Below are 16,575 nucleotides of genomic sequence, written 5' to 3'. Positions count from 1 at the left end.
GCCGAACAGGCCAGCGGGCCTCGCGCTACAGCGGAAATACCACGGCCACCAGCAGTCCATGGCCTTCGGAGCCCGAGCCCAGGGTGAGCGATGCGCGGTGCACGCGGGCGATTTCATCGGCAATCGCAAGGCCCAGGCCTGTGCCCTCCCCCACCGTGCCGGGCACGCGGTAAAAGCGCTGCATGACGCGGGCACGTTCGGCTTCGGGCACGCCCGGGCCGTCGTCCTCGACCTCCAGGAAGACACGCGGCGGACCTGCGCGCCCCTGGCGCATGCCGCAGCGGATAGTGACCACGCCCCCGGCCGGCGTGTATTTGATGGCGTTGTCCACCAGATTGGACAGCAGCTCGCGCAGCAGCCAGCCATGCCCGGTGACGTGCACCGGCTGGACCTCCAGGCCCAGGTCCAGGCCTTTGCCGGTGGCGGGATCGAGGAAGGTTTCAAGCAGCGTTTCGCACAGGTCTTTCAGGTCCACCCGCTGCGTCTGCTGTGCGTCCAGGCTGCGCGCATCGGCCCGCGACAGCGCCAGCAGCTGGTGCGCGAGCTGCGAGGTACGGCGCGTGGCGTTGCGCAGCTTTTCGATCTGATCTGCTCTCAAAACAATAGCGCCCTGCGCACGTCCGTCCTGCGCTAGAGGCACTTTTTTATCAAAATCTGGCAATGGCACGCGCGGCGGTGCCGCCGCCTTGGCCATCATGGCCCACGCTTCGACCTGCGCCTGCAGGCCGGCGAGCGGGGTGCGCAACTGGTGCGCTGCGTCGGCCACAAAACGCCGCTGCCCTTCGGCCTGCGCGTTGACCAGCGCGAACAAGCGGTTGAGCGAATGCACGAGCGGCCGGACCTCGGCCGGCGACGCGGCCTCGTCAATCGGGCTCAGGTCGCGGGGCGAACGGTGCTCTACCGCCTCGGCCAGGTCCACCAGCGGCTTGAAAGCCCGCCCCACCGCCCAGTGGATGGCCAGCGCAGCCGCCGCCACCAGCACCAAATTGGGCAGCAGTACGCGCAAGAGCAGTTGTTGCGCCCACTGCTGGCGCGGGTCCGAACCATCGGCCAGTGCCACGACCAGCTCGCCGGCGCCGGTGCGGCCCCGCTGCACGGCCACGCGGTAAGTCACGCCGCTGAATTCGAGGCTGTGGAACTCCGGCGCATGGGTGCCAGGCACCGCGCTCGCCACCCATTCGTCCCCCAGCAGCAGGCGGCCAGAAGTGTCGCGCACGCTGTAGCCGGAAAAGCCTGCGTTCTGGCGCAGGAAATCCTCGACCGGCGGCGCGAGCAGCAACAAGGGCGGCTCGTTGTCGCGGATCGAGGGCGCCAGCACCGAATCGGCCAGCGCGGGCAGCAACCTCAGAAGGCGCTGGTCGTGCCGGCCGGCCGCCTCGTCGGCCGAGCGGTAGTCCAGCCACACGCCGACCAGCGCCAGCATGCACAGGGGCAGCACCAGCAGCAGCAGCAGCCGGTTGCGCAGGTCGGACGTCATTGCGCGCAGCCGGGGGCGCTGGGACAGGGTGGTCTTGTCCGGCGGTGTCATCTGCATCCCTGATTTCAGCGCGGGCGCTCTTTTGTCAGCCGGCGCGCTGGCGGCACTCGCAGGGGCGAACAGGCCTCTCGCAACGCACCCTGCCCGGCCGGACAGCACGATGGCGACTCACAGCTTGCAGTGCAGGGGATTGCGGGTGGGTGGGCAGCGCGGGCATGCGGATCCGGCCACGCCGCCTCAAGGTGACTGGAGTTCGAGCCGGTAGCCGAACCCCCGGATGGAGCGCAGGGCCACGCCATGGGGCTCCAGCTTGCCGCGCAGGCGCGACACATAGACCTCCACCGCATTGGGCGTGATTTCCTTGTCCCACCCCGTCAGGGCCTGAAGGAGCTTGTCTTTGCTCGCGGGCTTGGGCGCGTTGATGAGCAGGTACTCCAGCACGGTCCACTCGCGCGGTCCAAGTTCGATCACCTGCTCCCCATCGCCGCTGCGGACGCTGGCCCGGCGGCCTGCGGTGTCGAGCTCCAGCGGGCCAAAGCTCAGCACCGCCGTCGTAGCGGCCTGCGAGCGGCGCAACAGGGCCCGCAGGCGGGCCAGCAGCTCGGGCAGCTCAAACGGCTTGACCATGTAGTCGTCCGCCCCCAGGTCCAGACCCTGTACCCGGTCGTGCAGGGCGTCGCGTGCGGTCAGAATCAGCACCGGCATGGAGGGGCTCACCATGTCAGAGCGGCGCAGGCGGCGCGTGAGCTCGAGGCCATCCATGGCAGGCAGACCGATGTCGATGATGGCTGCGTCAAATGACTCCGTTCGCAGCACCTCCTCAGCGCGTTCGCCGCTGCCGACCCAGTCCACCGCGTAGCCAGCATCGCTCAGCCCAAGCTTGATGCCGCTGGCCACCATCACGTCATCTTCGACCAACAAAAGTCTCACAGGGGCCCCTCATGCGACTTGCAGACACTGCCGAGTGCGACCGGTGCGCGCAGCCGCCACGGCACGCAGTGCCAAGGCGCCCATCCGGTGACCGGTTGAAGGACGCGTCGGCCTGTCATCGTGAGTGGCTCAGTGCGACCGGATCATCGTGCCGTAGGCCTGCTCGGTAAGGATCTCGAGCAGCATGGCGTGCGGCACGCGGCCATCAATGATGTGGACGGCGTTGACGCCCGCCTTGGCAGCGTCCAGCGCCCCCGCAATCTTGGGCAGCATGCCGCCGGAGATGGTGCCGTCGGCAAACAACTCGTCGATGCGGCGCGCTGTCAGGTCGGTGAGCAGGTTGCCCTCCTTGTCCAACACGCCGGGGGTGTTGGTGAGCAACATCAGCTTTTCGGCCTTGAGCACCTCCGCCAGCTTGCTGGCCACCACGTCGGCGTTGATGTTGTAGCTCTCGTTGTTCTCGCCAAAGCCGATGGGACTGATGACGGGAATGAAAGCGTCGTCCTGCAGCGCCTTGACGACACTGGGGTCGATGGACACGATGTCGCCGACTTGGCCCACGTCGTGCTCGATGGAGGGATTTTTGCTGTCGACCATCTTGAGTTTTTGCGCGCGGATCATGCCGCCGTCTCGCCCAGTCAGGCCCACGGCCTTGCCACCGGCCTGGTTGATCAGACCCACGATGTCCTGCTGCACCTCACCGGCCAGCACCCATTCAACAACTTCCATCGTCTCGGCATCCGTCACGCGCATGCCCTGGATGAACTGGCCCTTCTTGCCGAGGCGGTTGAGTGCGGTCTCGATCTGCGGGCCGCCGCCGTGCACCACCACTGGGTTCATGCCCACGAGCTTGAGCAGCACCACGTCCTCGGCGAAGTCGGCCTGCAGGGCCGGGTCGGTCATCGCATTGCCGCCGTACTTGATGACAATCGTCTTGCCATGGAACTTGCGGATGTAGGGCAGCGCCTGGGCCAGTATTTCAGCCTTGTCGCGGGGAGCAATCGAAAGAAGGTCGGTCATGGAGGCGTGCCATCCGCAAGAGAAAGATGTGAAGCGCAAATTGTGCCGCATTCACGGAGGCACCGGCACGCACCTTCCCGCACGCCCGTCAGTGGCGCAGCCAGCTGGGCACTTTGAACCGCACAATGGCCAGGTACGCCATCACGTAGCTGACGACAAAAAGGCCACAAAACGCCATCAACAGGGGCGTGTTGCTCCAGAACAGCACGGCAGGCACAACCGTCAGCAAAGTGAAACCCCAGAGGTACGGGGACGTGCGGTTGTTGCGCATCAGCACCCGGCGCGATTCATCGTCATGGAACACCCCGCGCACGATGCGCCGGTAGATGAGCTGGTGAAAGTGCAGCGCATCGGCCACGCCGGGCGATACGCCCCGTACGGTCTTGCGATAGATCGAGAAGATGGTTTCCCACACGGGGTAGATGAGCAGCAGCATGGGGAACCAGGGCGACACATCGGCGTTGCGCTGGACCAGCGAAATGCTGGCAAGGGCGATCACCACGCCCCACACATAAGCGCCACCATCGCCCGCAAAAAGCATCCCGCGCGGATAGTTCCAGACCAGGAACCCGCCGGTGGCCGCGGCGGTGGAAACCAGCAACGCAGCCAAGGCGCGGTCACCGACTTGCAGGGCCACATGGGCAAGCGCGAGGCAGACGATAAGCGCCACCATGCCCGCGAGGCCGTTGTAGCCGTCGATGATGTTGAAGGCGTGGGGGAGGCCGGTGACGGCGAGGACAACAATCGCGATACCAATCCATGGTGCAGCGACCAGCAGAGAGTCAAACCAGTACCACCCGATGCGAGGCATTGAAAGGTCTAGCAGCATGACGGCAAGTGCCCCAGATGCCCCCGTCAAGATCAGTCGATATCGCACGGACAGGCGTTGGGTCAAATCTTCAACGATGCCCCCCATCGCTGCGGGCAGCAACACCGCAAGCCACCCCCAGACCCAGGGCCCTAACCTCAGCGAGCCAGGATCACCCCACTGGGAGGATTGCCATATTCCCAGGCACCAACTAACCGCCATGCCGCCAAGAAGCGCCGCCCCACCGAGACGCGGAACATCACCAAGATGAAAGCGCTGAGGCATGGCACTGCCATACACCAGCGCGTGCTCGCGCCCCCAACGCACAATGAGCCCTGCAGCCAGCGCTGCTACCAAAAAACCGACCACAGATAACCAAATCATCGGGTGCCGATGGTACCTTTGCTGGACGGGGCCCGAGTTAGCAACTGTTGCGCTCTCCAATAAACGGGCGAGGCCCAGAGCCGCAACAAGCTTCGAACGTGCCAGGCGAGATGGTTCAGCCTGCGTTGGCTGGCGCGTTGGCCCGCATGAATGATTTTCACAGGCACCTTGACCAGATGCCCGCCGTTGAGCTTCAACCGGAGACAGAAATCCACATCTTCGCAATACATGAAGTAGCGCTCATCGAACCCCTTCAGTTCTCGCCAGAGGGCCGTGGGCATCAGCAGGCAAGCCGCGTTGACCCAGTCCACACGCACCTCTGACCGCCCCATCAACCGCCGACGAAACAATGTCCACAGTGAAGGAATCTCCCGCTCACTGTCCTGAATCCTGCCTCCCCCATCGACCTGAACGGGATACGCACAGGTTGACTTCTTCCCTGCAACTGCGCCCATCAGGGATTCAAAAGGGTCGGCATCCAACACCACGTCAGGGTTCAAGATGCAAACATGGGTCTCGGTGGCCCCGGCCAGCGCCTTGTTATGGTTTGCTCCAAATCCCAAGGGCGCTTCGTTGCATAAGACTTCCAGCGTGAAGGGAAGATTTCCCACCGCTGCGCGCAACTCTGGCTCAGGAACATTCAATGTGAGTACGACTCTCGACACCACGCGATTCAAGCGGGCCACGGATTTCAGCAAGGCGAGCACTTGAGGGCCGTGGCCGTGGCTGACGATTGAGACGACCAGGTCGGGCTTGGGAATTAGGGGAGCGTCAGACACCACACTATTGTCACCCGGACAGTGGCCTACTTGTAACAATCTCCTGGGAGCGTGCTGACAAGCCCCGTCATAATTCTGTGATGACGCAAACAATTGAGGACTTGCACGTCTATCTACGTAGCATCCGTCCCGAAGAACGAACTTCTCTCTCTACCCTCGCTGAGATGATCCCGACAGGCTCCAAGGTCCTCGACCTGGGCTGTGGCAGCGGCGCATTGGGGCAGTACCTGGCGGAAACCCGCAGCTGTGTCAGCGATGGCGTCACGTGGAGTGAAGCGGAAGCGGCGCACGCCCGCCCCCACTATCACCATGTGCATGTCGCAGACCTGGAAACCGCGGATCTGCCCACCCTGTTCGCCGGGGAACGGTACGACGCCATCGTTTGTGCAGACGTGTTGGAGCACTTGCGGCACCCCGAATCGGTGTTGGCAGCCGCCCGGAACATGCTGACAGCCCGAGGCCGGCTGCTCATCTCCGTTCCGAATGCCAGCTACAGCGGGCTGATCGCCGAATTGCTCAAGGGCGAATTCAAGTACCGCAAGGAAGGCTTGCTGGATGAAACGCACCTGCGCTTCTTCACGCGCCGGTCGTTGGTGCGGTTCATGACGGAACAGCGCTGGGCCATCGATACCCTGGAGGTCATCGAGCGTCCGATCCCCGAATCGGAGTTCAAGGTCGAATTTGACGACCTGCCGCCGTCGGTGGCGCGTTTCATCCTGTCGGGCCCGGACGCGCTGAGCTACCAGTTTGTCGGTGCGGCGCGTCCCGTCGAGTCCGCCGAAGAAGCGGTGGTGGTTCAGGAGTCGTTTCCTGCAGAAGGCAAGGCGCATTTTTCTGCCGAGTTGTATTTGGGCCAGGGCGGGCAGTACCAGGAAGACAACAAACTGACGGCTTCGGGTGTCATCGGGCAAGAGCGGCAGACCGTGCGCTTCGACATTCCGAGCGCCAGCGCACCTTATACGCACCTTCGGTTCGACCCGGCAGACCGGGCAGGTTATCTGCATCTTTACAGTATCACGCTGAAGGATACGGAAGGCGCTGAGTTGTGGACGTGGGACGCTCACGCAAGCCAGAGATCCTTGCTCGCGGCCACGCCTCACAACCAGATTGTCTGGCAGGCGCCTTTGCCGGTGGCCAGCGGGGCTACTTTGCTGTTGATGTCGGGAGAAGATCCCTGGTTCGAGTTGCCGATCCCTGCGCAGATTCTCGAGTCTCGATCGCCCCATGGCCTTGCCTTGCACATCGAGCTGGGCTGGCCCATGTCTACAGATTATTTGGCGCTTGCCGGAACAGTCCACCCGTTGCATGACCGTATTGCACAGCTGGAAGCAGCGACCCGCGACGCACAAGGACACCTGGACCAGGTGCAAACCAATCTGGCTGCCGTTCAAAGCCGCAACGCACTGCTGGAAGAAAGCAATCGCGCCACAGCGCACCAGCGAGCCACGTGGCAACTGGAGGCCACCCGCGTTCAGCGAGACTACGACGATCTGGCCCAGCATCTGCAAAGCATCGAGGCGTCCACCGTCTTTCGCGCCACCCGCCCATTGGTACACGCAAAAATGCGCATTGACCGTTTGTTGGGCCGTGCGCCCAAGAGTCGCGCCGCTGCGCGCCCTGCGTCCCAACCCGTTCCCGCTCCGGACAAACCGGTGGACATCATCGTCCCGGTGTACCGCGGCTTGGCGGATACCCGGCTGTGCGTTGAGTCAGTGCTGACGAGCTCTTTCCAGAGTGCCTATCGCCTAATCGTGATCAACGATGCAAGCCCAGAGCCCGAGGTCACCCAGTGGCTGCGAGAAAAAGCCGCGCAGGACGACCGCGTCACCCTGCTGGAGAACCCGGAGAACCTGGGCTTTGTCGGCACCGTGAACCGCGGCATGGCGCTCAGCGACAGTCACGATGTGCTGCTGCTCAACAGCGACACGGAAGTCGCCAATGACTGGCTGGACCGCATCCGCCGCGCCGCTTACAGCGACCAGAAAGTCGCGTCCGTCACGCCGTTTTCGAACAACGCCACCATCTGCAGCTACCCCCGTTTCTGCGAAGGCAATGACCTGCCGGAAGGCTACAGCACCGCCCAGCTGGACGCCCTGTGCGCAGCCACCAACCCTGGCGCCGTGGTGAATGTGCCCACTGGCGTGGGCTTTTGCATGTACATCCGGCGCGACTGCCTGGCCGACGTCGGGCTGTTCGACACCGAGAACTTCGGCAAAGGCTACGGCGAAGAGAACGACTTCTGCCAGCGCGCTGCAGCCAAGGGCTGGCGCAACCTGCACAACCTGGACACCTTTGTGCTGCACACCGGCGGCGTGAGCTTCGGCGACAGCAAGAGCCCGCGGGAGAAGGCGGCCATGGAGACGCTGCGGCGACTGCATCCGCGGTACGAGGCCGAAGTCATGTCGTTTGTGCAGGAAGATCCTGCGAAACCCTATCGGTTGGCGCTGGACGTCGAGCGGATGCGCGCTGCGAAGCTCCCGGTCGTACTGACGATTTTGCATGACCGTGCTGGAGGCACGCTTCGCCATGTGCGCGAACTGGCAGCTCACCTGTCAAAGCGCGCGCAGTTCCTCATACTCACCCCCGCACCGGGTCGCACTGTGAAGCTGCAGTTCGCAGGTGCGAATGAAGGGTTTGCCTTGCAATTCGCCTTGGAAGACGAGACAGACCAACTACTACAGGCCTTGACCAGCCTGGGCGTGGTGCATATCCACTATCACCATTTGCTGGGCCATGACGAGAGCGTTCTGGACCTGCCACATCAACTAGGCGTTGGATACGACTTCACAGCGCATGATTTCTACAGCTACTGCACCCACATTTCCTTGACTGGCTTGGACGGCCGCTACGTCGGCGATGTAGCGCCTGGCAAATGCAAGTGCTGCCCGCCGGATGCTGCAGCACCCTATGGAGGCACCGTGGGGGAATGGCGGCACCGAAACCGCCACTTTCTCACAGCCGCTCGACACGTCATCGCGCCAAGCCACGACACGGCCCGAAGAATTGCTGGCCTTGCACCCGGCGCGAATATTCTGGTGGTGCCGCATACCGACCTTGATCATGCCGTCCCCCGTATCACTCCAGCCCCGGAAGGCTTGGCTTCGAACGGTTCGCTGAAGGTTGTCGTGTTGGGGGCGCTCAGCGCCATCAAGGGCGCAGACGTGTTGGAGGCTGTGGCTGAAGAAGCCGCGCGTCGCAATGCGCCGGTAGAGTTTCATCTTTTAGGTTACGGCTACCGCAGCCTCAAGACCCAACCCAAAACGCATCTGACCGTGCACGGCGCCTACGAGGACAAGGACCTGCCCCGTTTGCTGGCGTGGCTGCGGCCCAATGTGGCGTGGTTCCCGGCGCAGTGGCCTGAGACTTACAGTTACACGCTCAGTGCCTGCCTGGAAGCCGGCCTGCCCGTCGTGGCACCTGACATTGGCGCTTTTTCTGAACGCTTGGCCGGCCGCTCCTGGAGTTGGGTCGAGCGCTGGGACCAGTCACCGGCGCAGTGGGTGGACATGTTTATGCGGGTGCGACAAGAGAATTTTGCCTCTCAGCAGGGTTCTGGCAATAGCACCCCGCCCCGCCCGCACCAATCTGAAGCGTCGGCACTGCAGCAGGAATCGCCTGCCACTGTCCACTACAGCACCGACTATGTGAGCGGCTTCTCGGCAAACCTGGGAAGCACGCAACCGAACGGGTTGGCGCACGAGTTCCTGGAAAAGCATCAAGTTACCGCTGCCACGGGTGCGGCTGCGAAATCGCTTCTGCTCACAGGTGTGTTGCGCCTTCGATCTCACCCTCTGTTGCGTGAGGTTGCCAAGCGCGTGCCGCAGCATTGGCAAACCCGGGTGAAGAACTGGCTGCAGCGTTAACGCTCGATTGACCGGTTCAACGAGGTGCATGGTTCGGCGCGGTTGCGAACGAACGTTCGAGGCGCTGGGAGGGCATACCGGATTCATCGCAGGCTGCAACCATCGCCAAGTGCGCATCGATGGCAATAACCTCCGGACCGTGGGTTGGGGCATATCCCCAGGCCACGGCTCGGCGCGACCTACACACTGGCCGCGCGCTTCACTTGCCCAACAGCAGGAATATCTCGTTGTTGAGCAGTAACTCTTCGGGGTATCGACCCCGTAGTTCCAGCGGTATGGGCATGTCGACATGGCGCCGCTCTTGCCGCACCACATGGAACCCTGCCTGCGCGGTGATCTCGACCAGTTCACCCGCCGTCAGCCGGTTGAGCGCCTGGTATTCTTTGAAGACGAATTTCTTATAACCGTCTACCCCGAAGTCCGCAAAACCGAAGTCGACCTCTGCCGCGTCGATTGGGCCTTCGTGCTTCTGAATGATGTCCCAGAGCGTATCTTCATCGGCCAGTAAATGGTGCCACGGCACATCATCATACCGGCGCAGGTGAGATCCAAAAGGCGAATAGAACAGCGGCTCTATCTGCAAGAAGAAAACGCCCCCTGGACGCAGGCACGCATGCAGGTCTTTCAGGATCGGGAGCAGTTGATCGCGTTGCACATGCTCAAAGGTCGACCAACTCATGATTCCGTCGAACTGCGGACGCTTGCCGGCCAGTGCTGCCCCGGGCTTGATGGTCTCGAAGGTCAACGCAGAGGTTGTGCGGGCCATGCCCAGTTGCTCCCTGGCAATGCGCGGCAGCTTTGCGTACTCCTGGCGGATATCGATGCCATGAATGGACGTTGCACCATGACGCAACACCAACGAAAGGTCGGTGATGCCGTCTCCACAGCCGAAGTTCAATAAGCGGGCAGTTTTAAGGTCGAGCGCACTCCCCATCCAGTGATTGACAACATCGGCCGCGTACTCGAAATGAGCACGAAACCATTCGTCGCTGATTTGGGCCGCATCCCATGGGGCAATGCCCCAAAGGCGCTCTTGTAGCTTGAGTATCCAGCTCATTCGTCAGGACTTTCGAGCGATAGCGCCCTGAGATTCAAAGCGGTTCCCATATCAAGGCTTGCGCAGCACATAGGCATCCTGGTGGTTCCAGAAATGGACTGGCACTTTGTGCACGAGCGTGTCAGCACCCATGGTCTCTGCAATGCGGCCCAGCACGAACGCCTCAGACGTGAAAGTGGTGCCGTATTCCTGCTCGTCGATTGCGTTCGACTCGCTGGAGGCCGCGAAGAAATAGCCATCGTCGTCCAGTGACACATGATCGAAGTTTGCGGCCTTGATGCCGTGCGTACTGAAAACCAGCAGTCCGCCGGGTGCCACGGCCTCGTACAACTTGGTCAGCCAGCGTGTCCAGGTAGCCTTTGGAAGGTGGCTGAAAAGGGACAGCACAAACACCAAGTCGTACTGCGCCGGCCATTTCACCTGTTCGGGCGTGCTGGCAGAAAGAAACCCATCCACACCAAACGTGCCCGTGGCGAACTCCACCGCGCTGGGGACGACGTCTGAGACTGCCACCTTCTGTGCCCCGACCGCTTTCACGAGGTGGCGCGTAAAGCGACCGTGGCCGCTGGCAAATTCAAGGATTCGCTCTGTCTTAAGCAACGGCTGATCCACTGCTTCGAGCAGCAGCATCAGCTCGGACAAGGTCCGCCACCCGTCAGCCAGGTAGTCGCGCAGCGGATTGCGACTCGAGTGATGGCTGGCAAAGAAGCCAAAAATATCGTCCTGTGGGCAGATCGTGCAGTCCAGCCCCATCACGTTGTTGTAAGAACCGACGAGGTCGTTGCTTTCAATCAGGCGGTGGGCTGCCAGGAGCGTATCGCGCTCGTCCCTGGCGCGCACCAGAACCTGTGCGGCCCCGACCCGGTCACCTCGGGCGAGCAGTTGCCGACCTTCATCAAGGAGTTGTTCTCCTGGCGTCATTTGTTGGATTGCCTTGGTTGTCATAGTCGCTGTCGATTATTCATTGATTCGGGGGTTGCAGCGTATCGGTGTGAATCCCGCGCTTCGCGCAGCCTGAGAGTCCCCGAACGCCTGATGTCCTACCAACCCCGTTCTGCCTTCACTGGCCGCATCGATCGATGCTAAGGCCATCACCTCAGCTCCAATGATGTGGGAGCCGCACCAAGCCAGGCAAGGGCTTGGGGAAGATGAAGCGAAAGTGCAAGAACTGGAACCACTCGTCGTAGACCGCCAAGCCCGTTTCGTCAAACAAAAAGGCGCTGATGACGTAGTCCCCGCTGTGCAAAGGCAGGTCCGGGAAGGCCAGAACGGATTGCCAGGTGCCGTCCTCCAATTGCGTCGGCGCAGCACCATCTTCGTGTGTGGCCAGCGACGTGATGCCCACCCCTTTGGACTGCTCGATCATGAAGCCGATGTTCGGCCTTTCCTCTCCACGCCCACGCGCCTTGATGGTCACCACCAGATCCTGACCTTTCAAGACAGCCGGCTGGTTCTGCTCGGCCTCCGCGAGATTGGCGACATCGACAGAAAGAATGCACGCACTCCCCCCCTGCATTTGTGTCCGCGACACACCCCCCGCGTTTTGGCTCGCACGGCCACCCACATCGACCACGCCCATCCCTGCTTCATTGCTTTGCGGCCCATCTGCAGGGGCTACGTGCGCTGTTTCCATCGCACCATCCAACACCCGTTGCCCGGCAATGTCGGCCGCAGCTTTTTCCTTTTCACGGGTATAGACGTCATAGGCAGCCAATACGGTTTCCGTACCGCCGAATTGTTCGACTCGCCCGCCCTTGAGCCACAGCGCGCGGTCGCACAAGTGCCGTATGTGGTAAGGGCTGTGTGAGCAAAACAGGATGGTGCAGCCGTTGTTGCGGAAGGCAGTGATGCGTTCCACACACTTCTTCTGGAAGGTCTGGTCACCTACCGCAAGTGCTTCATCGATGATCAGTACGTCCGGCTGAACCGCAGTGACCAGGGCAAACGCAAGCCTTACCGTCATGCCAGACGAATAGGTCTTGACGGCCCGGTCCAGCGCTTCGCCTAACTCGCAAAAAGCAATGATCCCGGGCTCTAGCCGCTCCATCTCATCGCGCGAGATGCCGATGAGACTGCCCGCAAAATAGAGGTTGTCGCGCCCGCTGAAGTCGGGGTGGAAACCCGCCCCCAGCTCCAGAATGGCGGTAACGCGGCCAGCTCGGTTAATTTTGCCGTGACTCGGCTGTAGCGTGCCCGCCAGCAGCTTCAGCAGCGTGCTCTTGCCCGCGCCGTTGTCGCCAATCACACCAATACATTCCCCACGCTGCAGCTCGAAGGAAACGTCGTTCAGCGCCCAGTGACTGCGGTGCGTCGCCTTGCCGGTGATCAACGCGCGTAAGCGCGCTCTAGGTGTGGGGTACAGCTTGTATTCTTTGCTTACACCCTGTACACGCAAAACTGTGGCGTCGCCGTGCGGTGAAGCTGGGTTGCTGCCCTCTGCCAAGCTCTGCATCGCACTGGTCATAGCCAGTCCACCAATTGGTCGCGGCTGCGTTTGACCGCTACATTCAAAAGTACAGATACCACTGCCAGCCAAGCCCCCGTCACCCACCACACGCTCGCGGGAGGCCAGGCACCCTGCAACAATATTTGTTGGTAGCCCTGAACTAAAGCTGTCATGGGATTGAGCCACAGCACCCAGCGCCAGTTCTCCGGAAACAGGCTGAGCGGAAACAGAATGGGCGAGAGATAAATACCTACTGATAACAGAAAGCCTACCAGCTGTACCGTGTCGCGCAGGGCCGCAGCCAACACCGCCGCCAAATAACCTAGTAGCAAGCAGAGCAGCAGCTGCAGCGCCAGCAACAACACAAAGCCCACCACCGGTCCGTTAAAGCGATGCAAAGGCGTATACACCAGGGCCACCACCATCAGTAGCGGTCCATAGATCAGCGCACTGGCCAACACCGCTCTGGCGACGAACAGTACCGGTGGCAGCGGGTTTTTGTGCAGTAGTCCGCCTGCTTCGATGAGGCTATTCATACCCCGGGAAACCGCATCACAAAAAGCCATCCATGGCAGGGCACCCACGATAAGAAAAGTACCCACAGCGTGCGAGGGAGCGCCCTCACCCAATCGCATGGAGAACACGACGTCGAAGACTAAGTAGTAGGCTGCTACTGTAAGAAGCGGCTGCAGATAGGGCCACAATACACCAGCGGCAGTGCCGGTGTGGCGGGCCGCCAACTCCCGGCGGGTGAGCACCCACACCAAAGCCCGCGCGCGCCAAAGCGCCTGGATTTCATCCAACAACGTGGTCAGCACCATGCTAAAGCGAAATTGTTAAAGCAGAGAACCGCCATTAACGAGGCGGATGTGGGGCTCTTCTACTGGCGCACCTCCAACATGCGCCAGCGAACCCTATCTCAATTCCCACGCGAAGGCCCGTCAGTGAGATACAGGTTAAAACTCATAACCAAAATCTTACTTCGTGGTCTTATAAGTTGCGGCGAACGCCTCGATCGCTTTTTGGTTGACTTTGGCACCTTGTTGGATTTTTTCTGCAGCAGAAGCGCGTGCATCCTGAGCGGCTTTGGTGTGCATTTCCTTCATCAACTCTTCGCGCACCTCCTCAAAAGTACGGATTCGCTGGGGCTTGCGGTCGTCCAGTTGCAGGATGTGGTAGCCGAACTTGGTTTCTACCAAGCCGCTGGTATCACCCGGTTTCTTCAAAGCAAAAGCTGCCGTTTCAAATTCCGGCACCATGCGACCCTTGGCGAAATAGCCTAGTTCACCGCCCTTGGGCGCACTGCCGGTGTCCGCCGAACGCTCTTTGGCCAGCGTGGCAAAGTCCGCGCCCTTCTTCAGCTGCGCCAGCACCTCTTCGGCTTTGGCTTTGGATTCGGGAGTTTTCTCTGCCAGCAGAATGTGCCGGATCTTGACTTCCTCCTCTGCCTTGAATCGTTCTGGCTTTGCGCGGTACTCGTTACGCGCTAAGGCCTCCAAGGCCGCACCGGTAGGCACGGCTTTTTTATCGATGTGCTCCAGCATGGCATCAGAAAGCACTTTGTCGCGGGCAACCTTCAGTGCAGCGGCGACTTGTGGGTCTTTCTCCAGACCTTCAGCAGCCGCGCGTTCGGCAAAGACGCGGCGAATGTATAAATTATTTGCGACCTGAAGCACCGTGTCGGGCTTTTGCAGCACGATGTTGCGCATCTCCACCGGCATGCGCAACGAATCAGCTTGCATGTCCAGGACACTAACGGCGGATTCGCCTGTGATCAGCGCGGCGTTGTCTGCATCGGCAGCACCAGCGAGCAGAGGTGCTCCCAGCAGCGCAACTGCAGTCACGGTGGTCGTCGCAACGCGGCGGATTCGAACAGAAAAACAGCGGTTCATGATTGGATTTGTCATCAGCCAGATTCAAGCAGTTAAAAAAAAAGGCGGGGGAAGCCCCCCGCCTTTTCTGATCGCATTGCTGCGATTAAGTGCCCACGAATTACTTCGTGAAGCGATGTGGCCAAGTGATGCCGTAGGTGCCAACGGTACCAGCAGCAGCCTGAGGGTTCGTCAGCTTGATGAACGAAGAGCCCAGGATTGGCAGGCCAGCTTGCGAAGCGTATGCAACGGATGCGAGCACCACGGAGTTGGTCGTGCCAGGAGCGCTGTACGTACCGCCCAGGGTGGTGTTGAATGCATTGCCCGTACCGATCACGCTCCAGCCGTTGGTGAACGGACCGGAAGCGGCGCCGGCAGCCACGTTTTGACGTGCCACGGAGGCAGCCAGAACAGAATTACCGGTATCAGCAAAGCTCAGCACGCTGGTTTCGCCGCAGAAGCGAGTCTGCGAAACGGAACCTGGCGAGAACACTGCGCCGGCAGTACGCGACGTTTCTTCACGATCCCAGAAGGACTGACCTGTGGAGTTCACGCAGATCAGACCACCTTGAAGGGCGGTATTCTCAGGAGCAAACCACGTAGCGTAAGCACCACCACCGGTATCCAGCGTGGTGTACAGACGATAGTTGTCAGCCGTCGTGGTGGTAGCTGCGTAGTTAGCAGCAACGCTGTAGCGGCGGGTAGGCATCGAGAACACCCAGTCAGTCTTGGCCGTGATCGTAGGATCGTTGGCGTACTGGTTGGTGATGGACGTGACAGCCAGTGCCTTGGTCAGGTTGTAAGCCTGGACACGCGTGTCAACCACAGCCGCAGCGGCAGCATTCAGCGTGTAAGGCGTGGACAGATCAGGCAGGTCATAGTTTGCAGCGCGGATTGCAGCAGTCGTCACCGGAGCGTTGACGTTGTTACGCGTGAAGTTCACACGGAACAAGGGATCAGACGAGAAGGTTTCAGGCGTAGGAGCTGCAGTAGCATTTTGTGGGAAGTGCACAAAGTTACCGCGACCTGCAGTAGCACCACCGGCGGTAGTCACAGCCGTCAGCGCAGTGGCAGCACCAGCAAACGTGGTCGACTGAGCAACGTTGATGATGTACCAGTCACCCATCAGACCTGTGGTAGGCGTATCCAGACCCAGAGCACGAGCATCAGCTTGAGCTGCCAAGTTGACCAGAGTCGCGTCAAGTGCGGCGCTTGTGCAAGGTGCAACACCATTCACGTGCTTGATAGCCGTGTACAGCGTGCTGTTGGCGTTGTTGGTCGCGCCATAAATCTTGGACGCATCGATGTTAGCCATGTTGAAAATTTCAACGTAGCCTTCGCGGGTTTGGTTAGCGATATCACCAACCTTGTCGCTCAGACGATCAGTAACGAACGACTGGGGAACATTCTTGGCCAGCGCAGGCAGTGTGCAGGTGCCGTCAGCAGTGGTCAGCTGAGCAACGCCGCTAGCGGCAGCAGTGACAGCAGCAGTCCACGTGTCGCCAGGCGACAGGAACACTTGGAAGTCAAGAATGTCGTCAGAGTTGGCAGCGGAACGGAAACGCACCTTCGCCAGCTTGCCGTGCACCGTGTCGGTGTTGACCACGTGCAGAACGGTCATGTTGCCGTTTTGCGCGTTGAAGTAAGGCACCACCAGCGAGTGGCCCGTGCCGCCTTGAGTGACAGCCAAGTCGACAGTGTCGGTTGCAGTCAGCAGCGTGCGGTCGGTCACGTAGACACCGCCAGCGCCAGGCGCGCCAGTGCCACGCACCACATCAGCAGAAGCGATGTTGGCAAAGCCCAGGCCACCAATCATGGCAGCAATGCTCAGGGCCAGAACATTTTTCTTCATATCAAGAACTCCAGTTAAAAAAGTTTGTAAGCGCAACTACCACGATTGATTACGCTGAGGGATGGTAGCACAGCGTCTCGAGACGTTC

12 protein-coding genes are annotated in these 16,575 nt (G+C 60.9%); 1 reads left to right on the top strand and 11 read right to left on the bottom strand.

Annotation, left to right across the window (positions count from 1 at the left end):
* Positions 1-25: 25 nt before the first annotated feature.
* From ACSQ3Q_RS03945 to ACSQ3Q_RS03925, 5 genes are all read right to left on the bottom strand, one after another.
* Positions 26-1,477 carry an ATP-binding protein gene (locus tag ACSQ3Q_RS03945; RefSeq protein WP_436136935.1) on the bottom strand — a complete coding sequence of 484 codons (1,452 nt, stop codon included), beginning with the start codon at positions 1,475-1,477 and terminating at the stop codon, positions 26-28.
* Positions 1,478-1,714: 237 nt separating this feature from the next.
* Entirely contained in the window at positions 1,715-2,407 is a 693-nt protein-coding gene (locus ACSQ3Q_RS03940; protein WP_436133108.1) for a response regulator transcription factor, read from the bottom strand.
* A gap of 129 nt (positions 2,408-2,536) precedes the next feature.
* Entirely contained in the window at positions 2,537-3,427 is an 891-nt protein-coding gene (argB, locus tag ACSQ3Q_RS03935) for an acetylglutamate kinase (protein ID WP_436133107.1), read from the bottom strand.
* Between the two features lie 88 nt (positions 3,428-3,515).
* Complete coding sequence (locus ACSQ3Q_RS03930; protein ID WP_436136934.1) at positions 3,516-4,619, bottom strand: glycosyltransferase family 4 protein; 1,104 nt, start codon at positions 4,617-4,619, stop codon at positions 3,516-3,518.
* Positions 4,616-5,398 (bottom strand): glycosyltransferase family 2 protein, encoded by a 783-nt coding sequence (locus ACSQ3Q_RS03925; protein WP_436133106.1) that lies wholly within the window; start codon positions 5,396-5,398, stop codon positions 4,616-4,618. The genes ACSQ3Q_RS03930 and ACSQ3Q_RS03925 overlap by 4 nt, the downstream gene beginning before the upstream one ends.
* 80 nt (positions 5,399-5,478) lie before the next feature.
* Here ACSQ3Q_RS03925 and ACSQ3Q_RS03920 point away from each other — a divergent pair, with 80 nt between their 5' ends.
* Positions 5,479-9,261, top strand: coding sequence for a methyltransferase domain-containing protein (locus ACSQ3Q_RS03920; protein ID WP_436133105.1), 3,783 nt, complete (start codon positions 5,479-5,481; stop codon positions 9,259-9,261).
* A gap of 199 nt (positions 9,262-9,460) precedes the next feature.
* Here ACSQ3Q_RS03920 and ACSQ3Q_RS03915 read toward each other — a convergent pair whose 3' ends face one another.
* The 6 genes from ACSQ3Q_RS03915 to ACSQ3Q_RS03890 form a co-directional block, all read right to left on the bottom strand.
* On the bottom strand, positions 9,461-10,318 hold the full coding sequence (locus ACSQ3Q_RS03915; RefSeq protein WP_436133104.1) for an SAM-dependent methyltransferase: 858 nt from the start codon (positions 10,316-10,318) through the stop codon (positions 9,461-9,463).
* 51 nt (positions 10,319-10,369) lie between these two features.
* Entirely contained in the window at positions 10,370-11,263 is an 894-nt protein-coding gene (locus ACSQ3Q_RS03910) for a class I SAM-dependent methyltransferase (protein WP_436133103.1), read from the bottom strand.
* Between the two features lie 151 nt (positions 11,264-11,414).
* Positions 11,415-12,770, bottom strand: coding sequence for an ABC transporter ATP-binding protein (locus ACSQ3Q_RS03905; protein ID WP_436136933.1), 1,356 nt, complete (start codon positions 12,768-12,770; stop codon positions 11,415-11,417).
* Between the two features lie 8 nt (positions 12,771-12,778).
* Positions 12,779-13,585: an ABC transporter permease gene (locus tag ACSQ3Q_RS03900; RefSeq protein ID WP_436133102.1), complete on the bottom strand. Its 807-nt coding sequence runs from the start codon at positions 13,583-13,585 to the stop codon at positions 12,779-12,781.
* A 156-nt stretch (positions 13,586-13,741) separates the two neighbouring features.
* A complete protein-coding gene (locus ACSQ3Q_RS03895) occupies positions 13,742-14,671 on the bottom strand; it encodes a peptidylprolyl isomerase (RefSeq protein ID WP_436133101.1) in 930 nt (309 codons plus the stop codon).
* An 85-nt stretch (positions 14,672-14,756) separates the two neighbouring features.
* The gene (locus ACSQ3Q_RS03890) at positions 14,757-16,487 is read right to left on the bottom strand and encodes a cell surface protein (protein WP_436133100.1); all 1,731 of its coding nucleotides are present in this window, start codon (positions 16,485-16,487) and stop codon (positions 14,757-14,759) included.
* Between the last annotated feature and the right edge of the window lie 88 nt (positions 16,488-16,575).

It is taken from the genome of Acidovorax sp. LjRoot129 (genome assembly GCF_964253765.1).
In the GTDB taxonomy this organism is placed as follows: Bacteria; Pseudomonadota; Gammaproteobacteria; order Burkholderiales; family Burkholderiaceae_C; genus Acidovorax.
Note: the sequence above shows the minus strand (reverse complement) of the source record. Positions and strands in the feature narration are given on the sequence as shown.